General features: G+C 68.5%; 14 protein-coding genes and 1 tRNA gene. 9 read left to right on the top strand and 6 right to left on the bottom strand.

Features of this window, described 5'->3' with window-relative positions:
* Positions 1-55: 55 nt before the first annotated feature.
* From ACN9MV_RS06910 to ACN9MV_RS06870, 9 genes are all read left to right on the top strand, one after another.
* A complete protein-coding gene (locus ACN9MV_RS06910; RefSeq protein WP_426391673.1) occupies positions 56-1,018 on the top strand; it encodes a hypothetical protein in 963 nt (320 codons plus the stop codon).
* Entirely contained in the window at positions 1,015-2,736 is a 1,722-nt protein-coding gene (gene recJ / locus ACN9MV_RS06905) for a single-stranded-DNA-specific exonuclease RecJ (protein WP_093075836.1), read from the top strand. The genes ACN9MV_RS06910 and recJ overlap by 4 nt, the downstream gene beginning before the upstream one ends.
* A gap of 9 nt (positions 2,737-2,745) precedes the next feature.
* Positions 2,746-3,903: a diguanylate cyclase domain-containing protein gene (locus ACN9MV_RS06900; RefSeq protein ID WP_426391672.1), complete on the top strand. Its 1,158-nt coding sequence runs from the start codon at positions 2,746-2,748 to the stop codon at positions 3,901-3,903.
* A gap of 111 nt (positions 3,904-4,014) precedes the next feature.
* Positions 4,015-8,163 carry a WGR and DUF4132 domain-containing protein gene (locus tag ACN9MV_RS06895; RefSeq protein ID WP_426391671.1) on the top strand — a complete coding sequence of 1,383 codons (4,149 nt, stop codon included), beginning with the start codon at positions 4,015-4,017 and terminating at the stop codon, positions 8,161-8,163.
* A complete protein-coding gene (locus tag ACN9MV_RS06890; RefSeq protein ID WP_093075841.1) occupies positions 8,160-8,579 on the top strand; it encodes a hypothetical protein in 420 nt (139 codons plus the stop codon). The genes ACN9MV_RS06895 and ACN9MV_RS06890 overlap by 4 nt, the downstream gene beginning before the upstream one ends.
* Before the next feature lie 17 nt (positions 8,580-8,596).
* Positions 8,597-9,733, top strand: coding sequence for an ATP-binding protein (locus ACN9MV_RS06885; RefSeq protein WP_093075842.1), 1,137 nt, complete (start codon positions 8,597-8,599; stop codon positions 9,731-9,733).
* A 10-nt stretch (positions 9,734-9,743) separates the two neighbouring features.
* On the top strand, positions 9,744-12,188 hold the full coding sequence (locus tag ACN9MV_RS06880; RefSeq protein ID WP_426391670.1) for a DUF5682 family protein: 2,445 nt from the start codon (positions 9,744-9,746) through the stop codon (positions 12,186-12,188).
* Positions 12,185-13,309 (top strand): VWA domain-containing protein, encoded by a 1,125-nt coding sequence (locus tag ACN9MV_RS06875; protein ID WP_093172457.1) that lies wholly within the window; start codon positions 12,185-12,187, stop codon positions 13,307-13,309. The genes ACN9MV_RS06880 and ACN9MV_RS06875 overlap by 4 nt, the downstream gene beginning before the upstream one ends.
* Positions 13,306-15,462, top strand: a complete 2,157-nt coding sequence (locus ACN9MV_RS06870; protein WP_426391669.1) for an SWIM zinc finger family protein — start codon at positions 13,306-13,308, stop codon at positions 15,460-15,462. The genes ACN9MV_RS06875 and ACN9MV_RS06870 overlap by 4 nt, the downstream gene beginning before the upstream one ends.
* A 41-nt stretch (positions 15,463-15,503) precedes the next feature.
* On the opposite strand, the gene ACN9MV_RS06865 is transcribed toward ACN9MV_RS06870, so the two are convergent.
* The 6 genes from ACN9MV_RS06865 to petA form a co-directional block, all read right to left on the bottom strand.
* Positions 15,504-15,579: transfer RNA gene (locus ACN9MV_RS06865), tRNA-Thr, on the bottom strand.
* A 64-nt stretch (positions 15,580-15,643) separates the two neighbouring features.
* The gene (locus ACN9MV_RS06860; protein ID WP_093048685.1) at positions 15,644-16,219 is read right to left on the bottom strand and encodes a ClpXP protease specificity-enhancing factor; all 576 of its coding nucleotides are present in this window, start codon (positions 16,217-16,219) and stop codon (positions 15,644-15,646) included.
* A gap of 41 nt (positions 16,220-16,260) precedes the next feature.
* Positions 16,261-16,872 carry a glutathione S-transferase N-terminal domain-containing protein gene (locus ACN9MV_RS06855; RefSeq protein WP_007835362.1) on the bottom strand — a complete coding sequence of 204 codons (612 nt, stop codon included), beginning with the start codon at positions 16,870-16,872 and terminating at the stop codon, positions 16,261-16,263.
* A 96-nt stretch (positions 16,873-16,968) separates the two neighbouring features.
* The gene (locus ACN9MV_RS06850; protein ID WP_093048682.1) at positions 16,969-17,742 is read right to left on the bottom strand and encodes a cytochrome c1; all 774 of its coding nucleotides are present in this window, start codon (positions 17,740-17,742) and stop codon (positions 16,969-16,971) included.
* Between the two features lie 34 nt (positions 17,743-17,776).
* The gene (locus ACN9MV_RS06845; protein WP_093048679.1) at positions 17,777-19,213 is read right to left on the bottom strand and encodes a cytochrome b; all 1,437 of its coding nucleotides are present in this window, start codon (positions 19,211-19,213) and stop codon (positions 17,777-17,779) included.
* 14 nt (positions 19,214-19,227) lie between these two features.
* Positions 19,228-19,845, bottom strand: coding sequence for a ubiquinol-cytochrome c reductase iron-sulfur subunit (gene petA / locus ACN9MV_RS06840; protein WP_093048676.1), 618 nt, complete (start codon positions 19,843-19,845; stop codon positions 19,228-19,230).
* Positions 19,846-20,012: the final 167 nt, after the last annotated feature.

Below are 20,012 nucleotides of genomic sequence, written 5' to 3'. Positions count from 1 at the left end.
AGGGGCGGAATTGTGGCATTCCGGATGACCTTGGGGCTTCCCGGACAATACGGGAATGGCCGAAACCTCCCCACGTCACTTGTTGATCCCCTTTGCCGGCCGCGGTTCCCCGGCATGCCGCGCGGCGCTGCCGACGCTTCGGCTCCCCAATCTCGAAACCCTGCTGCAGCGGCTCACCCTCGCGGACACCGACACGCAGGACGAAAGCACGCGCTCGCCTCCGCATGAACGCGCGCTGGCGCAGGCACTGGGCATCTCCGCCGCCGACGGCTGCATCCCCTGGGGCGCGCTCGATGCGCGGCGGCTGGGCATCGCCACGCCCGGCGATACCGAAGGCTGGGGCGTCGTCATGCTGTGCAACTGGCAGGTCGGCATCGACGACGTGGTGCTGGGCGACCCCGCCGCCATCGAAATCGACGCCGACGAATCGACCGCCCTGCTGGAAGCCGCGCGCCCCTTCTTCGAGGAAGACGGCATCGTGCTGCACCCCTCGCCCGTGCCCGGCCGATGGCTGGCGCGCGCGCGCATCTTCGACGGGCTGGCTACCGCCTCCATCGACCGCGCCGTGGGCTACCCGATCTCGCAATGGTCGCCGCTGGCCGATGCCGCGCGGCCGCTGCGCCGGCTGCAGAACGAAATGCAGATGCTGCTGTACACGCAGCGCGTGAACGACGACCGCGCCGCGCGCGGCGTGCCGCCCATCAATTCGTTCTGGCTCAGCGGCACCGGCGCGCTGAACAAGGAAGCCGCACCTGCCGCGGCACCGACAGTGAGCGACGCCCTGCGCATCGCCGCCTTACGCGACGACGGCATGGCCTGGGCCGCCGCCTGGCAAGAGCTGGACGCGGGCCCCGTCGCCGCGCTTCTGGCCGACTACACGCGCGGCGACGCCGTGTCGCTCACGCTGTGCGGCGACCGCACAGCCCAGCGCTACACCGTGCAGCCACGCAGCCTGGCCGGCTGGGCCAGGAGCCTGTTCGACCGCAAGCGGGCCGCCACAGTGCTGGAGGCGCTATGAAGATCATCGCCAGGGAGATTCCCCCGCGCACCGTCTGGGCGCTGGAGCAGGCCGGCGTGCATCCGCTGCTGGCAAGGCTCTTCGCCGCCCGCGGTGTGCGCGCCAAGGAAGAACTCGACGACGGCCTCGCACGCCTGCTGCTCCCCGACACGCTGCGCGGCACGCACGAGGCCGCAGTGCTGCTGGCCGACGCCATTGCGCAGGACAAGCGCCTGTGCATCGTCGCCGACTACGACTGCGACGGCGCCACCGCCTGCGCAGTCGGCGTGCGCGGCCTGCGTCTGCTGGGCGCCAGGCACGTGAGCTACCTCGTGCCCGATCGCGTGGTCGACGGCTACGGCCTCACGCCACCTATCGCCGAGCGCGTGGCCGACAGCGGCGCCGACATGTTGATCACCGTCGACAACGGCATCGCCAGCGTCGAAGGCGTGGCGGCCGCCAAGGTGCGCGGCCTGCAGGTGCTGGTGACCGACCACCACCTGCCCGGCCCCGAGCTGCCCACGGCCGACGTGCTGGTCAACCCGAACCAGCCCGGCTGCGAGTTCGAGAGCAAGAGCATCGCCGGTGTCGGTGTGATGTTCTACGTGCTGCTCGCACTGCGCTCCGAGTTGCGCAAGCGCGGCGTGTACGACACGGCCACGCAGCCCAAGCTCGATGTGCTGCTGCCACTTGTGGCGCTCGGCACCGTGGCCGACGTGGTGAAGCTCGACGCCAACAACCGCCGCCTTGTGGCGCAGGGCCTGCGCCGCATCCGTGCCGGCACGATGCCCGCCGGCGTGGCGGCGCTCTTCAAGGCCGCGGGCCGCAATGCCTCGGCCGCCACCACTTTCGACTTCGGCTTTGCACTCGGCCCGCGCATCAACGCCGCCGGCCGGCTGGCCGACATGACACTGGGCATCGAGTGCCTGCTGACCGACGACGCAGGCCGCGCCGAAGAACTTGCGCGCATGCTCGACGGCATCAACCGCGAGCGGCGCGACATCGAGGGCGGCATGCGCGACCAGGCGCTGCTGCTGGCCGAATCGCTGTTCGCCACCGATGGCGAAGGCATCGAAGCCCCGCCGCCGGCCATCAGCGTGTTCGACGCGGGCTTTCATGAAGGCGTGGTGGGCATCGTGGCCTCGCGCATCAAGGACCGCTTTCACCGCCCCACTTTCGTCTTCGCCGCGAGCGGCGCGCCGGGCAAGGAGCAGGAGCTGAAAGGCTCGGGCCGCTCGATTCCCGGCTTCCATCTGCGCGACGCGCTCGACCTCGTGGCCAAGCGCCACCCTGGCGTGCTGCTGCGCTTCGGCGGCCACGCGATGGCGGCCGGCTGCACGGTCGCGCGCGAGCACTTCGAGACTTTCGAAAAAGGCTTCGCGCAGGTAGCCGGCGAATGGCTGGCCGAGGCCGAGCTCACGCGGCAGATCGAGACCGACGGGCCGATAGCTCGCGAGTACATGCGCATCGACCTCGTCGACACGCTGCACCGCGAGGTGTGGGGCCAGGGCTTTGCGCCGCCCACCTTCAGCGAAGAGGTGGAAGTGGTGTCGCAGCGGCTGGTGGGCGAGAAGCACCTGTCGCTCAAGCTCAGGCACCAGGGTCAGCCTATCGACGCGATCTGGTTCAGCCACACCGAGCCGCTGCCGCCGAAGGTCAAGCTGGCGTTCCGGCTCGATGCCGATGAATGGCAGGGCGTGCGCAGGCTGCGCTTCCTGGTCGAAGGCGCTGAGTTCTAAGAGGCCTCGATGTTCGACGGCGTGAGCTACGGCCTGCTGGCTGGCCTGACGACCTGCGGCCTGGTGCTGCTGCTGGTGTTCGGCACGAAGATCCACGGCTGGTACGCGTTGAGCTGCGCGTGCGCGCTGGCAGCCTTCGCCGGGTTGAACAGCCTCGCGCCTTCCACGCAATTCGCGCAATGGCCCGCGGCAGCGCTGGTGTTGTGGACGGCCTGCCGGCTGCAGTTCGTGCGGCAATTGCTGCGGCTGGAAGATTTCTCGCCCCGGCTCGACCGGGTCGCGCGGGCAACCCTGGTCATCTTCGCGATCGCCACGCTCTATGCCACGCTCGAGACGCAGCGCCTGTGGACGCTGCGCATGGTGCAGGCGCTGGCGGTGGCTTCCACCGTGATCCTCGCGGCAGGCGCTGTGAAGGTGCTGCGCCGCCAGCCGTGGCCGGCGGCGCTCTTCCTGGCCGGCGCGGCACTGCTGCTCGGCGGCCTCTCGACCGCGCGGATGTCGGCCTGGATCGGGCCGGCGTGGGCGCCGCCCCAGCCGAACCTGGTGCAGGCCGCAATGATCGCCGAACTGGTGATTTTCATCTTCGCGCTCGGCATGCGCCTGCGGGGCGATGGCGCTGGCGAGGCACGCGTGCAGCAGAAGGCGGGAGACTCGGGCACCGACGCTCTCACCGGCGCCGCCAGCCGCACCGGCTTCGAGAGCCGCGCCGAAGAATGGCTGCGCGACGGCCGGCCTTTCTCGCTGATGGTGATCGACCTGAACGGCTTCAAGGCCGTGAACGAGCGGCATGGCCGCGCGGGTGGCGACGCGGTGCTGACTGCCATCGCCCAGCGCCTGCGCGAGCAGGTGCGCGCCGACGACATGGTCGCCCGGCTCGGCAGCGACGAGTTCGCGATTCTTCTGGTCGGCAGCCCGCCGCGGCAAAAGCTCGCGGAGATGGCCATCCGCATCGAGACCGCAGGCGCCAGGCCGGTGGCCTACGAAGGCCGGCTGCTCGCAGGGGGCGAACTCAGCATGGGCATTGCCTGCCACCCCGCCGACGGCGACACGCTGGCCGGCCTGCTCGAATCGGCCGGCCGCGCGCTTCAGCATTGCAAGCGGCAGCGCATGGGGCCGGCCTACGCTTTCGCGGGGGAACATGCGGGCGGCGCGGCGGCACGTGAATAATTTCTTCGTAAGCGTTGTCGCGCGGAGCGAAATCTTCTTGCTGTAGAGGGGCCGAGCTTTCACGCAGGCCCTTTATCCTCTGCGGCGAACTCACAGGAGGATGTTTTTTCCATGCGCCGCTTTGAACTCATCGAGGGAACCGCCAGCAAATTCTGGGAAATCGAGCAGGCAGACACCGAGCTCAACATTCGCTGGGGCCGCATCGGCACCGCGGGCCAGAGCCAGACCAAGTCGTTCGACGACGCCACCAAGGCTGCCACCGCGCTGACCAAGCTGGTGGCCGAGAAGACCGGCAAGGGTTACTCCGAAGTGGGCGTGGCCGCCAGCGCGGCCATCGGCAAGACCGAGGCGAAGCCGAAGGTGGAGAAGGCAGAGCCAGCGGAAAAGCCCCCTACGCCGACGGCCGTCGTCGCCAGCACCACGGCCGCGGATGCGGCACCCACCGAAGGCATCGACAGCCAGGCCGACCGCGTGTTCGAAACCGTGCGCGCGCAGATCGAAGCCGGTACTCTGACCTCCAGCGACACGCTCTCGGCCGGCACTCTCAAGCGCCAGCACGGCGTGAGCGAGCAAGGCGCGGCGCTTGCCTTCAAGCGCCTCAAGAACGAGGGCCTGCTGTCAGGCTGGGGCACCAGTTGCACGCCAGCCAAGGACGCCCAGGCCATCGCGAAAGCACTGGGCGCCGCAGCGCCAAGCGCATCGCACGCAGTTCCCCCCGCGACCAGCGTCGAAATACCCGCAAGCGCCGACACCCCGCCCTGGCTCGCCGCCGGCACGCCCATACGGCTCTCGCCCGACATGCAGCGCGAAGCCTTCCCGTCGCGCCGCTTTCCGCCAAAGCCCTCCGACGAAGCGGTGAGCGTGGCCGCAGCCTGGCTGCCGGTGCGCCGCAAGCTCGAGCTCAACGTCAACATGACCGGCACTGACGCGGCCCTACGGGCGGCCACGCAGCGCATGGTCGACCGCAGCACGCAGCCTGACCCCGCGGCCGACGCCGAGGCCGACACCGTGCTGCTGGCACTCGCGCTGGGCACCGGGGGCCGCTACAACGTGCACGAGATAGGCAACGTGCTGGTGAACTACCTCGTGAAGCAGTACGGGCTGCCAGCCACCATCGACATGGCGCTGGCCGCGCAGCAGATCGATGTGCAGACCGCCTACGACCGCGCAACCCAGAAGCACCAGAGCAGCTTCGGCACCGCCGTCGCCCGCCAGATGGGCGACTCTTACTACGGCCCGCTGGGGCAAGGCGAACAGACGCTGCGCGCACACCTGGCGTTGGCCACCCCCGATGTCTGGCAGGACTGCCGCGACCGCATCGAAGCCGGCCTGCCCAAGGTGCACCCCAGCCGTCAGCCCGCGCTGGCAATGCTGCTGCCCGATGCGCCCGAGATCTCGAACACGCTCGTGCACACGCTCGCGGCCGACAAGACCACGCCCGAAACCATGCACTGGCTGCTGCTGACAGCCACCGACCCCGACGCCATCGCGCTGGCCGCGAAGGTCCGCCTGAGCTATTCGACCGGCTTCTGGGGCAGCGGCCCCATGACGAGCACGCTGGTGCAGGAGCGCGGCCTTGACGCGGTGCCGGTGCTGGAGCGCGGCGCCGCCACTGACGATGCGGGCGATGCGCTGGCTTGCATCGGCACGCCCGAAGCCGTGCAGGCGCTCGCCCGCGTGGCGAGCAATTCGAAGGGTGCGCTGGCGCGGCTGGCGCTGGCCGTCGACCGCTGGCCGATGGCGGCCATTCCCGCGCTGTCGCGGCTGGTCGCGGCGGGAGGGAAAGACGCCAACCTCGTCACGCCCAGCCTCACGCGCCTGCTGCGCGCGCACAGCGCGTCCTTGCCGGCCTTGCGGCCCTGGCTCGATGCCGGCGCGCAGGCGGTGATCGACCGGCAACTGGCGCTGCTGGCCGGCCCCACCGAAGTGGCCGACGCGAGCGAGCTGCCCGGCGTGCTGGCAGCGCCGCCGTGGCTCGCCAAGGTGCAGAAGAAGGCGGCCGGCGCGCTCGTGCTGGAGCCGCTGGCGCTGGCGCCGGTGGAACAGTGGGGCGAAGGCGAGCGCGAGAAGGCGCTGCGCCTGAACTCATGGCAAACCGGTCGCTACGACGCTGCGCGCAAGAACACGGAGGCGCTGCTCGACTCGCTGGGCTTCGACAAGGGCAGGATCAGCCTGGCGCCCTTCGCCAAGACCGCCGCGGCGGCCATCGCGGCCGGCGACGCCGACGGCCTGACCGCCAGCTGGCGCGCGATGGTGGCCGAGCGCAAGAAAGACCGCTACTACTGGTTCACCTTCAATGCAAGCTTCTCGGCGCTGCTGCCGGCGGCAATCGGCGTGCCGTTCTGGAATGCGGTCGCAGGCGAAGCCGAGAGCGACAGCATCGGCATGATCCTGGCCACGCACGGCCTCGCCGTGCTGCCGGGGCTGGTGGCCATGGTGCGCTCCAAGCCCACCGACAATCTCTCGTACGCCCTGAACTACGGCGCCGCCGAACTGGCCATGCCGGCCGCGCGCGCCTTCGCCAAGCTCAAGACGCTGCGCGCCGAAGGCCGCGAATGGCTGCTGAAATATCCAGAGCACGCCGCCGCCGGCCTGATTGCGCCCGCGCTCGGCAAGGCCGGCGAAGCACGTGACTGCGCGGGTTCGGCGCTGCGCCTGCTGCAGGCCAACGGCCACGAAGCGCTGCTGCTCGACGTGGCCGGCCGCTACGGCAAGCCTGAAGTTGTTGAGGCGCTGCGCGCCGTGCTCGACGAAAGCCCGCTCGACCGCTTTCCCACCAGGCGCGCGAAGCTGCCCGAGTTCTGGCAGCCGCGCGGCTGGCGCCGACCCACGCTGAAGAACGGCAAGGCCCTGCCCGACGACGTGCTCGACAACCTCGGCCAGATGCTGACCTTTCCGACCAACGAGGAAATCTACGGCGGCATCGCCGTGGCCAAGGAGGCTTGCGACACCGACTCTCTTGCCGAATTCGCCTGGGACGCCTTCACCGCCTGGCTCGAAGCCGGCGGCCCGAGCAAGGAAGGCTGGGCGCTCACCGCACTCGGCTTCTTCGGCAACGACGACACCGCACGCAAGCTCACTCCCTTCATCCGCGCCTGGCCCGGTGAGGCCGCACACGCGCGCGCCGTGACCGGGCTCGACGTGCTCGCCACCATCGGCAGCGACGTCGCGCTGATGCTGCTCAACGGCATTGCGCAAAAGGTCAAGTTCAAGGGCCTGCAGGACAAGGCGCGCGAGAAGATCGATGCCATCGCCGAAGCACGCGGCCTCAGCACCGAGGAACTCGAAGACCGGCTCGCGCCCGACCTCGGCCTCGACGAGCAGGGCACGATGCGGCTCGACTTCGGCCCACGCGCATTCAAGGTCGGCTTCGACGAAACGCTCAAACCCTACGTGCGCGAGACCGGCGCCGACGGTGTCGACGGCGCGCGCCTGCCCGACCTGCCCAAGCCCAAGAAGACCGACGACGCCGAACTGAGCAAGGAAGCGGTCGAACGCTTCAAGCTGCTGAAGAAGGACGTGCGCACCATCGCCAGCCAGCAGCTGCTGCGCCTCGAAGTGGCAATGTGCGCGCGCCGCCGCTGGACGCCCGAGGTGTTCCGCATGTTCCTGGTCGAGCACCCGCTGGTGCGCCACATCGTGCAGCGGCTGATCTGGGGCGTGTACGCGGTGCAAGGCAGTGCCAGCTACGGCGGCACGCTGCAGGCCTGCTTCCGCGTGGCGGAAGACGGCAGCTACACCACGGCAGAAGATGATCCGTTCGAACTGCCCGAGGGCGAGAACATCCGCATCGGCGTGCCGCATGCGCTGGAGCTGCCAGCCGCCGACGCAGCGGCCTTCGGCCAGGTGTTCGCCGACTACGAACTGCTGCAGCCCTTCGCGCAGATCGGCCGCGACATCTACACGCTGACCGACGAAGAGAAGAAGAGCCTGAAGCTGGAGCGCTGGAAAGACGCCAAAGTGCCCACCGGCCGCGTGCTGGGGCTGGCCAACAAGGGCTGGCGCCGCGGTCAGGCGCAGGACGGCGGCTGCATCTGGTATTTCAGCAAGCCGCTGGGCACGGACCGCGTGATCGAGCTGAGCCTGGACCCCGGCATCATCGTCGGCATGGTGGACGAATACCCCGAGCAGACGCTCGGCCAGGTGCAGGTGGGCAAGCCCTCGGGCTGGGGCGACATGCGCGATGCCGAGGCGCTGCACCAGCTCGATCCGATTTCCGCGAGTGAATTGATCCGCGACATGGAAGGCCTCAGGGCATGAGGCTGCGCTGCTGGATGTTGGCCACAGGGCTCGCTCTGGCTGTGACCACGGCCGCAGCCCAGGGCATGGCGCCCGAGGTGCCGACGCAGGTCCGCACGGTGGCAACAGGCGGCGAATGGCTCTCGCCGAAAGGCGGCGGCGTGCTCCGCGTCGTGATTGCCGACGAGGGCTTCGAGCATGTGCACTCGCGCCTCTGGATCGAATGGCTGACCATTGGCGAGCGCGGTACGCCACGGCGAACGGCCCGAGTGCTCGTGAAGGAACTGTCGAACGGCATGGCTGTGCTCAGGCTGGACGACCGGGGCGAGGCTTTCCAGGGCGGCAAGATCCGGCTGAGGTCCACCCACACCTATTCTCAAGACAACACGGACATCACGATCGAGACCGGCAAGCCCGGTCACTACAGGATCCTCTAGCTTCACCCGCACCCATCATGGCCACTTCCAGCAAGTCCTCCCCAGACACCGGCGCATCGAACCTGCAGCGCCCGCCAGCCGAGATCCTGTACGCCGCACAGCTCGCGCGGCTGCAGGCGCAGGACAAAGACCCGCGCCCGCCCGGCTGGGTGCTCGGCCTGAAGGCCGCCCGCTCGTTCATCCTCGGCGACGCGGCGCTCGACATCGCACCGAAGATCGTCGCGCCCGTGGCCAGCATCGAGCGCATGCTCGTCACGCTGGCCACCGGCCGCGGGCTGATGCTGGTGGGCGAGCCGGGCACGGCGAAGTCGATGCTGTCGGAGCTGCTGGCCACGGCCATCTCTGGCATCTCGACGCTCACCATCCAGGGCGGCGCATCGATCACCGAAGACCAGATCAAGTACGGCTGGAACTACGCGCTGCTCATCAACGAAGGGCCGAGCCCGCGCGCGATGGTGCCGGCGCCGCTGTTCCTGGGTATGCAGAAGGGCCAGGTGGTGCGCTTCGAAGAAATCACGCGCGCACCGCTCGAAGTGCAAGACTGCCTGCTCGGCATGCTGTCGGACCGCGTGATGGCGGTGCCCGAGCTGTCGGGCGAGCACGGCATGCTCTACGCGCGCGAGGGCTTCAACATCATCGCCACCGCCAACACGCGCGACCGCGGCGTGAACGAGATGAGCGCGGCGCTGAAGCGGCGCTTCGACTTCGAGACGGTGTTTCCCATTCTCGACTTCGACCGCGAACTGGCGCTGGTGCAGGAATCGTCGACGCGGCTGCTCGCGCAGAGCGGCATTCCGAAGACGGTGCCCGCACCTGTGCTGGAGCTGCTGGTGTCGACCTTCCGCGACCTGCGCGGTGCGCCCGCGAAGGGCGACAACGGCAATGCGGGCAGCGATGCGGCCATGGACCGGCTCACCGCCGTGATGTCCACCGCCGAAGCCGTGAACGTGGCGCATGCAGTCGGCGTGCGCGCATGGTTCCTCGAACAGCGCGAAGGCTCGCCCGCAGACTTGGTCGACTGCATCGCCGGCACGGTGGTGAAGGACAACGCGGACGACCGCGCAAAGCTGCGCCGCTACTTCGAGCAGAAGGCCGCCAAGCGCAACGGTGCCCACTGGCGCGCGTACTACGAAGCACGCCACCGCCTGCCCTGAACACGCGCCGATGCAGCAACCCCACATCGTCGGCGTGCGCCACCACAGCCCGGCCTGCGCGCGGCTGGTGGCCGAGCGCATCCGCACGCTGCGCCCGGCGTACGTGCTGATCGAAGGCCCGGCCGACTTCAACGAACGCCTTGACGAGCTGTACCTGCCGCACCAGTTGCCGGTGGCGATCTACAGCTATCTCTCGGGCGACCAGACGCACCGCGGTTCGTGGTCGCCCTTTGCCGAGCATTCGCCGGAGTGGCAGGCGCTGCAGGTGGCACGCGAGGTCGGTGCCGCTGTGCGCTTCATCGATCTGCCGGCCTGGCACGACGCCTTCTCGCGCATGGAGAACCGCTACGCCGACGTGGCCGACCACGAACACGAGGAGCGCGCCGAAGCCTACGAGCGCGCGCTGACCGAAAAGCTCTCGGTGCAGGGCCGCGATGCGCTGTGGGACCACCTGTTCGAGGACGGCTGCGATGCGGCCGAACTGGCGCAGCGCCTCTCGACTTATTTCGATCACCTGCGCGGCGAGGACCGGGGCTCGCAAGGCAACCAGGCACGCGAGCAGATGATGGCGCGCTGGATCGCCTGGGCGATGGCGCAGCCGAGCCAAGCGGGCCGGGCGCAGGCGCTGGTAGTGTGCGGCGGCTATCACGCGCCCGCGCTGGCGCGGCTTTGGCAGAGCCTGCCGACCGAACTGCCCGCCACTCCGCAGCCCTCGCTCGAATCCTCCGACGATGAAGAAGCGTCTGGGACGCCTGACCCCGAGGCCACGCTGCGCTTCGGCTCCTACCTCGTGCCCTACACCTTCAAGCGCCTCGATGCCTTTGCGGGCTATGCCTCGGGCATGCCCTCCCCCGCCTACTACCAGTGGGTCTGGGACCACGGCCCCGAGGGCGCCGCACACCGCACGCTGCAGCATGTGATGCAGCGCCTGCGCGAGAAGAAACTGCCCGCCTCCACCGCCGACCTGATGGCTGTGCACTTGCGCGCGCAAGGGCTCGCGCGGCTGCGTGGGCACGAGAAGCCGCTGCGCTCCGACTGGCTCGACGCACTGGCCGGCGCGCTCGTGAAAGACGCGCTCGACGCGCCCCTGCCCTGGACCTATCGCGGCGCGATCCGCCCCGGCACCGATCCCGTGCTGGTGCAGGCCATGGACGTGCTGGCCGGCGACACCGTCGGCCGCCTCGCGCCCGGCACGCCGCAGCCGCCGCTGGTGGCCGCCGTACAGGCCGAGCTGGCGGCGCATGGCATCGTGCTGCGCGGCCAGCTCAAGCTCGACCTGCTGCTCGATGCCGACCGCGCGAAGAGCCGCGTGCTGCACCGGCTGTCGATCCTGCGGCTGCCCGGCGTACGCCGCACGCAAGGGCCGAAGCTCGCGATGTCGGGCGAACGCACCGAACTCTGGTCGCTGAGCGAGCCGCTGGAGCAGCAGGCCGCGCTGATCGAGGCCGGCGCCTGGGGCGCGAGCCTGCACGACGCGGCGCGCGCCCGGCTCGAAGACGATCTGCGCCAGGCCCACGGCCACATCGGCCCGCTGGCCGACGGACTCAACCAGGCCGCGTGGGCGGGGCTGTCGGCGCTCAGCGATGCGCTGCTGCGCGAGTTGCGCGGCGCGATTGCCAGCGAGCCGCGCTTCGAGGCACTGGGCCCTGCCCTGTCGGTGCTGCACACGCTGCTGCGCCACGGCCAGATGCTCGGCATGGCCGATGCGCCGGTGCTGCGCGTGGTGATCGAATCGGGCTTCGACCGTGCGCTGTGGCTGCTGGAGCCGCCCGCCGCCATCACACCGGCAGACATGCAGGCGCATCTCGAAGGCCACCTCGCGCTGCGACGGATCGTGGCCGACGTGCTGGCCCATGCACAGGACAACGCGCACGATACGCACGCACCATCGCTGCTCGACGTGGAGCCAGCTCGTGCGCTCGCCGTATGGCAACGCAAGGCCGCCGACACCAGTGCCGCGCCCGTGAGCCGCGGCGCGGCGCTGGGCGCAACGCTGAGCCTGGCTGGCCGGATTGCCGATGCCCAAACGCACAGCGATCACGGTGTGAGCGAAGCCATGCAGCTGCTGCACTCGCTGCCCGCCCCCGTGCTCGGCGACGCGCTCACCGGACTGCTGGCGCTGGCGCGCGAAACGCTGTCGTCCGAGCCCGCTTTCGTCGCCGGCATGGACCGCACCGTGCAGGCGCTGGACAACGCCGACTTCGTGCGCGCCATGCCCAGCCTGCGCGCCGCCTTCGCCTGGCTGCCGCCGCAGGAGCGCGGGCTGCTGGCCGACCAGGTGCTGGCGTTGCACGATGCTACGCACCTGTCGCGCCGCGCGCTCACGGCCCACCGCGCCGGCGAGGCCGCGCCCGAGCAACTGGCCGAGGCCCGCCGCGTGGAAGACGCCGTGCTCGCGCGCCTCGCAGCCTGGGGCGTGACGCTGGAAGACGCGCAAGGAAGGCCTCACCCATGAGCCTCGACATTCCCGATCCGCTGCAGCGCTGGCGCCTGTTGCTGGGCGACCCCGCCGAATCGGCCTGCGGCAGCCTGAGCGCCGAGGCGCAGGCCGCCGATGCCGCGCTCGACTGGCTCTACGGCCGAGACGGCGACCGTGCGACCCGCGGCGAACGCAGCGCGGGCCTGGGCCCCTCGGCGCTGAGCACGCCGGACTGGATCAACGCCATCCACACGCTCTTTCCCAAGGAAGTGATCGAGCGGCTGGAGCAGGACGCAGTCGAGCGCTACGGCATCGACGAGGTGGTGACGAATCTCGAAGTGCTGGAGCGCATCGAGCCTTCGGAATCGCTGCTGCGCGCGGTTCTGCACACCAAGCACCTGATGAACCCGCAGGTGCTGGCGGCCGCGCGCAAGCTGGTGGCCGAGGTGGTGCGGCGCATCATGGAAAAGCTCGCCACCGAAGTGCGCCAGGCCTTCAGCGGCAGCCGCGACCGGCGCCGCCGCTCGCGCATGAAGGTGGCGCGCAACTTCGACTTCAAGCAGACGCTGGCGGCCAACCTGCACCGCTACGACCCGGAACGCCGCAAGCTCTACGTGGAGCGGCCGGTGTTCATCAGCCGCACCAAGCGGCATGCGGAGCCATGGGACATCATTTTGCTGATCGACCAGAGCGGCTCGATGGTCGACTCGGTGATCCACAGCGCGGTGATGGCCGCCTGCCTGTGGCAGCTGCCCGGCATGCGCACGCGGCTCGTGGCCTTCGACACCGCGGTGGTCGACCTGACTGCCGACGTGTCGGACCCGGTCGAGCTGCTGATGAAGGTGCAGCTGGGCGGGGGCACCGACATCGCCAAGGCTGTGGCGTATGCGCAGTCGCTCGTCGCCAATCCGCGCAAGAGCATCGTGGTGCTGGTGAGCGATTTCTACGAAGGCGGCAGCGAGCATGAACTGGTGCGCCGCGTGAAGGCGCTGGTCGAGTCCGGCGCGAAGGTGCTGGGGCTGGCCGCCCTCGATTCGAAGGCCGAGCCCAACTACGACCGCGAGATGGCCGCTCGGCTGGTGCGCGAAGGCGCGCAGATCGGCGCGATGACGCCGGGCCAGCTCGCCGGCTGGCTGGCCGAGAAGGTGCAGGGATGAGCGGCTCCACGACAACATGGCGCGCCGACCTGCTCGAGCTGACGCCAGAGGCACTGACGGCTCTGGCCAATGCGGGCTTCGTCAAGCGCGCGCAGAAAGACGTGGCCGCCAGCCTGCTGCCGAAGATGGAGACCGGCGCGGACGGCGTGGTGCAGGCGCAGTTCGACGACGGTGTGCGCACCAGCCTGCCGCCGGGACGCACGCTGCGCGACGCGCAATGCAGTTGCCCGGCGAGCGGCATGTGCCGGCATCGGGTGATGCTGGTGCTGGCTTACCAGGCGCAGGCTGCGTCGGCAAAGGCCGATGCGCCGGACACGCCCGATGAGGCTTCGGCAGAGCCGGACGGCGCATGGAGCCCCGCGCAGTTCGACGATGCCGCGCTGGCCGCGAGCCTCGCGCCCTCGGTGCTCGAACAGGCGAACAAGCTCGCCGCCGCGCGCCCTGTGGTCGGCGTGCAGGCCTGGCGCAGCGCCGGCGCGCCGCCCGTGGCGCGGCTGCCGATGTGCAGCGTGCGCTTCTTCTCGCGCAGCTCGCTGGTTCATGCGCGCTGCGACTGCAAGCAGGGCAGCGGCTGCGCGCACGTGGTGATCGCGGTGTGGGCCTTCCGGCAAGCCGGCTTGCTGGCGCCCGGTTCGGCGGAGGTGATGGTCGAGGTGCAACCGTCCGCATCCGCGGGCGTGGACACGACGGAACCCGCGCCGCTGCCCTCAGCCATGCAGGGCGAAGCCGCGCTGACCCTGCGCGCGCAGATCGACGCCCTGCTGCTGTCGCTCTGGCTCGACGGTTCCAGCCAGCCGCTGATGGCGCTGGCGGCCCGCTTCGAGGCCGTGCGCAGCCAGGTGCGCGCGCTGGGCTGGAACTGGATCGACGACGCGCTCGACGAACTCTGGCAGCTGCTGCAGGCCCAGCAGGCGCGCAGCAGCCGATTCGAGCCGCTGCGGCTGGTGCGCGTGCTGACCGAGCTATGGGCGCGGCTGCAGGCAGCGGCGCATGCCGGGCGGCCGCAGGATGGCTCTGCGCGGCCCGCGCTACCGGCCAGCCAGATCCTTGGCATCGGCGTGAAGGGCGAGGTCGCGCTCGATCATCTGCGGCTGGTGTCGCTCGGCGCGGAGCTCTGGTCCGACGAGACGGCCGAGGGCGCGAACATTCTCTTTGCCGACCCCGACACGCAGAACGTGACCGTGCTGGAGCGCCAGTGGTCGCGCGAGGCCGATGCGGCGGCCGGCGGCGCGGCGCCCAACCTGCTGAACCGGCGTGTCGCGGGCTTTCCGCTACGGCAACTGGCGAGCGGACAGGTCATCACCAAGACCGCGACGCGGCGCGCCAACGGGCTGGTCGACATCACGGCGGGCGCGCGGCAGACCGGCGTGCTGCCGCTGTCGCCGAAATCGTGGGACGACCTGGTCGCACCGCTGCGGCAAAACAGCGTGGCGGGGCTGGTGGCGCATCTGAAAGAGGCTCAGCCCGATTTCGTCCGGCCGCGGCAGGCTGCGAGCGGCGCGTCGGCTGGTGCCTCAGGGCAGCTGCATGTGGTGGCGTTCGAACGCATGGAGGAGGCGTCTTGTCACTGGGATGCGGCGGCGCAGGTGCTGCATGCGCGGCTTGGACAGGCAGCGGCGGACGAAGCGAACGAGGCCAAGACCGAAGACGCGCAGTTGCACCTGGCGTTGCCGCATCGCGCGGCCACACCTGGCGCGGTCGATGCGCTGGCACGCGCGCTCGCCGGCGAGTACGGCGTGCTGCGCGCCGTGGCGGGCACGGTGCATCTGCAAGGCAGCCAGGCCGTCATGCAGCCGCTGAGCCTGCTGACGGCACAGCGCGCGGTGGTGCTGCAGGTCGAAGCGGTCGCGCCGAAGCCGCTGGATCTGGAAAGCGACGCCGAAGAAGTACCGGCGTTGAACGCGCTGGCCGGCGACACGCTGGAGCTGTTGGCGCTGTGGCTGCGCCAAGGCCTGCGCCATCAGGGCGGCGGCGCAATGTCGAAAGCGCAAGCGCAGGTGCTGCGGTTGAAGCAAGCCGGGCTGGGGCGAGGCGCAACGCTGCTGGAGGCCGTGCTCGAGAACCTGCGGTCGGCGCAACGGCCGGCGCTGGTGGCGCAGCTGGCAATGCTCGGCTTGCTGATGCAGGGCGTGGCGCAATCGGCCTCGGCATGAAAAAACCCCTGAGCCGATTCAGGACTCAGGGGTTCTTTGCATGGTGCCGCTTGTCGGAATCGAACTGACGACCTTCCGCTTACAAGGCGGGTGCTCTACCAATTGAGCTAAAGCGGCGAAATTCCAGTGCGTGATTCTAGTAGCGCCAGCCGGCATGCCCGGCTGCTCGCTCCTGCCACTGCTACTTGATGCGCTTGAGCGAGGGCCTGGTGCCGCCACCGGCCGGCGGGCGCGGCGGCTCGTCGACCGGATCGGCGGGCGAGCCCGCATCGACCGTTTCGTCGCCGTCCTCGCCCGTCACCAGGTGAACGATCTTGCCGGCATCGCCTTCGGTGCCGCGCGAGGCGTCACGCAAGGGCATGCGGGCAGGGCCCTGGGGCGAAGGCGCGGAGACCGGGCCATCGCTGCCGTCGTGCTCCGCAGGAACCGACGGTGCCGGCGCGGGAAACGCCATGCCCTGTCCGTTTTCGCGTGCGTAGATGGCAATCACGCGCCCAACCGGCACGCTGATTTCACGCGCCGTGCCCGCAAAACGGGCCTTGAACTCGATGAAGTCGTTGCCGAGCTTGAGCGAGCTGGTCGCGTCGAAGCTGATGTTGAGCACGATCTCGCCGTTCTTCACGTACTCGCGCGGCACCTGGACGGTGTCGTCGACCTGCACCGCGACATAGGGCGTGAACCCGTTGTCGGTACACCATTCGTACAGCGCCCGGATGAGGTACGGGCGGGTGGAAGACGACTCGAGCGCGTTGATCATGAAAAGCGACGGAAAACGATGGAAGCAGGCACGAAGCTTACTTACTTTCGCATGACCTTTTCAGAAGGCGTGAGTGCTTCGATGTAGGCCGGGCGCGAGAAGATGCGCTCGGCGTACTTCAAGAGCGGTGCCGCGTTCTTGCTGAGGTCGATGCCGTAGTAGTCCAAGCGCCACAGCAGCGGCGCGATGGCCACGTCGAGCATCGAGAAGTTGTCGCCCAGCATGTACTTGTTCTTGAGGAACACGGGTGCCAGCTGCGTGAGGCGGTCGCGGATGTGCGAGCGGGCCTTTTCCAGCGCCTTCTCGTTGCCCTTGGTGGTGCGGTTCTCGAGCGTCGAGACGTGCACGAAGAGTTCCTTCTCGAAGTTGAGCAGGAACAGGCGCACACGGGCGCGGTCGACCGGGTCGCCGGGCATCAGCTGGGGATGCGGGAAGCGCTCGTCGATGTACTCGTTGATGATGTTCGACTCGTACAGGATCAGGTCGCGCTCGACCAGGATCGGCACCTGGCCGTACGGGTTCATCACGCTGATGTCTTCGGGCTTGTTGTAGAGATCGACGTCGCGGATCTCGAAGTCCATGCCCTTTTCGAACAACACGAAGCGGCAGCGGTGGGAAAAGGGGCAGGTCGTTCCTGAATACAAGACCATCATGGCGAGAGACTCCTAAAAATCAAAAAGAGTGGGTCGCGTTGGCAACCCACTCTGTGGGACCGGATGCCCGAGGGTATCCGGTCGGCGTGGACGGAACTACTTGACGTCTTTCCAGTACGAGGCGTTCAGTCGCCACACGAATACCACCGACATGGCCAGGAACAGCAGCACCCACACGCCGATGCGGATGCGGGTGTTCTGTGCCGGTTCGGCCATCCATTGCAGGTAACTCACCAGGTCGCCGACCGCATTGTCGTACTGCACGGGCGTCAGGGTGCCGGGAGTGACTTGCTCCCAGCCCTTGAACACTTCGGTTTCGTGGCCGTGCTGTTCGACCTTGGTGTAGACCGGGCGACGTTCGCCTTGCAGTTCCCACAGGGGGTTCGGCATGGCGACGCTCGGGAACACGAGGTTGTTCCAGCCGGTAGCCTTGGTGTCGTCGCGGTAGTAGGTGCGAAGGTACGTGTAGAGGTAGTCGGCGCCGGTGCCGCCGTGGCCGGCGCGCGAGCGGGCGACCAGCGTCAGGTCGGGCGGCGTGGTGCCGAACCATTCCTTGGCCTGGCGCGCGTCGATGTTGGCCTTCATGGTTTCGCCGACCTTGTCGGTCGCGAACAGAAGGTTATCCTTGATCTGCTGCTCGGTGATACCGATGTCCTGCAGGCGGTTGTAGCGCATGAAGGCTGCCGAGTGGCAGTTCAGGCAGTAGTTGACGAACAGCTTGGCGCCGTTCTGCAAGGCGGCCACGTCGGTCGTCTTGTTGGGCGCCTTGTCCCACGCGATGCCTTCGGACTCGGCCGATGCCGCCGCGGAAAAGGTCAGGCCCAGTGCGAGACCCAGGACCGCGAGCCAGCCGGAAATGCTTTTCTTCATCGTGTTTCTCTCAGCTCTCTTGCGCTTCTGGTTCTCAATGAGCGGCGAAGACCACGCGCTCGGGCACGGTCTTGAACTCGCCCTTGCGGCTCCACCACGGCATCAGCAGGAAGAAGCCGAAGTAGAAGAGCGTGCCGATCTGCGAAATGGTCTGCGCGATGTCGAGGGCGAAAGAGCCGATGACCAGGTTGCCCCAGACGCCGGGCGCCTGGATGCCCAGGTAGCCCAGGATCAGGAAGAAGAACACGAACACGCCGTACACATACTTGTGCCAGCCCGGACGGTAGCGGATCGACTTGACTTCGCTATGGTCGAGCCACGGCAGGAAGAACAGGATGATGACCGAGCCGCCCATGATGACCACGCCCCAGAACTTGGCGTCGAAGTTCTTGAGCAGGAAGATCACGACAGCCGCCACGACGACGCCGGCAATCTTCAGGCCCATGCCCGACTTGCCCTTGACGAGGTTCCAGATGGCGGCCGCGGCAACGATGAGCGCGAACACGTTGACCATGTCGTCGGTGGTCGCACGCAGCATCGAATAGAAGGGCGTGAAGTACCAGACCGGAGCGATGTGGTTCGGCGTCTTCAGCGAATCGGCCGGGATGAAGTTGTTGTATTCGAGGAAGTACCCGCCGGCTTCAGGGGCGAAGAAGATCACCGCCGAGAAGATCGTGAGGAACACCACCACGCCGAAGATGTCGTGCACCGTGTAGTACGGATGCGACGGAATGCCGTCCAGCGGATGGCCGTCGGGGCCGCGCTTGGCCTTGATCTCGATGCCGTCGGGATTGTTCGAACCCACTTCGTGCAGCGCGATCAGGTGGGCCACCACCAGGCCGAGCAGCACCAGCGGCACGGCGATCACGTGGAAGCTGAAGAAGCGGTTCAGCGTGGCGTCGCTCACCACGTAGTCGCCGCGGATCAGCAGGGCCAGGTCGGGGCCGACGAAGGGAATGGCGGCGAACAGGTTCACGATGACCTGGGCGCCCCAGTAGGACATCTGGCCCCAGGGCAGCAGGTAGCCCATGAAGGCTTCGGCCATCAGGCACAGGAAGATCGCGCAGCCGAACACCCAGATCAGCTCGCGCGGCTTGCGGTAGCTGCCGTACATGAGGCCGCGGAACATGTGCAGGTACACCACGATGAAGAACGCCGAGGCGCCCGTCGAGTGGATGTAGCGGATGAGCCAGCCCCACGGCACGTCGCGCATGATGTACTCGACCGATGCGAACGCCTGGTTCGCGTCGGGCTTGTAGTGCATGACGAGGAAGATGCCGGTGACGATCTGGATCACCAGCACCAGCATGGCCAGCGAGCCGAAGATGTACCAGAAGTTGAAGTTCTTCGGCGCGTAGTACTTGCCCCACTGGTCGTTCCAGAGCTTGCTGAGCGGGAAGCGGTTGTCGACCCAGTTCAGCAGCTTCTCGCTGGCAGGAGCGTTGGGGGAAATCTCGTGGAATTCAGCCATGTTCTTCTTCCGCCTCAGGCCTTCTTGGAGTCTTCACCGATCAGGAGCTTGGTGTCCGACAGGTACATGTGCGGCGGCACCGGCAGGTTGTCGGGCGCGGGCTTGTTCTTGAAGACCCGGCCAGCCAGGTCGAAAGTGGAACCGTGGCAGGGGCAGAGGAAGCCGCCTTCCCAGTCGTTCGGCAGCGAAGGCTGCGGACCGGCCTGGAAGCGGTCGGTCGGCGAGCAGCCCAGGTGGGTGCAGATGCCGACCACGACCAGCACGTCGGGCTTGATCGAGCGGTGCTCGTTCTGCGCGTACTTGGGGGTGAATTCGTCGGGATGACGCTTGGAGAGGGGATCGGCCAGCTGGCCGTCCAGCTTGGGAAGTTCGGCGATCTGCGCGGGGGTGCGCTTGAGGATCCAGACCGGCTTGCCGCGCCATTCGACGGTGATTTTCTCGCCGACCTTGAGGCCCGAGATATCGACCTCGACCGCGGCGCCCGCGGCCTTGGCCTTCTCGGAAGGCTGGAAAGTGCTCACAAAGGGAACGGCGGTTGCCACGCCGCCCACCACGCCGGCGCAGCTGGATGCAATCAACCACGTCCGCTTGCTGGTGTCGATCCGGGGCGAGCCGGAGGTCATGTCACTCATGGGGATCCTCTTGTCTTCTTCGCTGGAGCAGGAGTCAACCCGCGATTGTAGCGGGGCGCTCAAGGGATATTCAATGGTCGCCATGCGCGTGGCCGGCGAACGACGGCAAGGCGCGCCGCATTCGCGGGGCGCCCGCCGGGGGCGACAAGGGCTGTCGCCGCGGGGAC

Source organism: Variovorax sp. R-27 (assembly GCF_049913215.1).
GTDB lineage: Bacteria > Pseudomonadota > Gammaproteobacteria > Burkholderiales > Burkholderiaceae_C > Variovorax.
Note: the sequence above shows the minus strand (reverse complement) of the source record. Positions and strands in the feature narration are given on the sequence as shown.

Coding starts and splice junctions, on each gene's coding strand:
- ACN9MV_RS06910 (WP_426391673.1), top strand. CDS start 56: ATGGCCGAAACCTCCCCACGTCACTTGTTGATCCCCTTTGCCGGCCGC.
- recJ (WP_093075836.1), top strand. CDS start 1,015: ATGAAGATCATCGCCAGGGAGATTCCCCCGCGCACCGTCTGGGCGCTG.
- ACN9MV_RS06900 (WP_426391672.1), top strand. CDS start 2,746: ATGTTCGACGGCGTGAGCTACGGCCTGCTGGCTGGCCTGACGACCTGC.
- ACN9MV_RS06895 (WP_426391671.1), top strand. CDS start 4,015: ATGCGCCGCTTTGAACTCATCGAGGGAACCGCCAGCAAATTCTGGGAA.
- ACN9MV_RS06890 (WP_093075841.1), top strand. CDS start 8,160: ATGAGGCTGCGCTGCTGGATGTTGGCCACAGGGCTCGCTCTGGCTGTG.
- ACN9MV_RS06885 (WP_093075842.1), top strand. CDS start 8,597: ATGGCCACTTCCAGCAAGTCCTCCCCAGACACCGGCGCATCGAACCTG.
- ACN9MV_RS06880 (WP_426391670.1), top strand. CDS start 9,744: ATGCAGCAACCCCACATCGTCGGCGTGCGCCACCACAGCCCGGCCTGC.
- ACN9MV_RS06875 (WP_093172457.1), top strand. CDS start 12,185: ATGAGCCTCGACATTCCCGATCCGCTGCAGCGCTGGCGCCTGTTGCTG.
- ACN9MV_RS06870 (WP_426391669.1), top strand. CDS start 13,306: ATGAGCGGCTCCACGACAACATGGCGCGCCGACCTGCTCGAGCTGACG.
- ACN9MV_RS06860 (WP_093048685.1), bottom strand. CDS start 16,219: ATGATCAACGCGCTCGAGTCGTCTTCCACCCGCCCGTACCTCATCCGG.
- ACN9MV_RS06855 (WP_007835362.1), bottom strand. CDS start 16,872: ATGATGGTCTTGTATTCAGGAACGACCTGCCCCTTTTCCCACCGCTGC.
- ACN9MV_RS06850 (WP_093048682.1), bottom strand. CDS start 17,742: ATGAAGAAAAGCATTTCCGGCTGGCTCGCGGTCCTGGGTCTCGCACTG.
- ACN9MV_RS06845 (WP_093048679.1), bottom strand. CDS start 19,213: ATGGCTGAATTCCACGAGATTTCCCCCAACGCTCCTGCCAGCGAGAAG.
- petA (WP_093048676.1), bottom strand. CDS start 19,845: ATGAGTGACATGACCTCCGGCTCGCCCCGGATCGACACCAGCAAGCGG.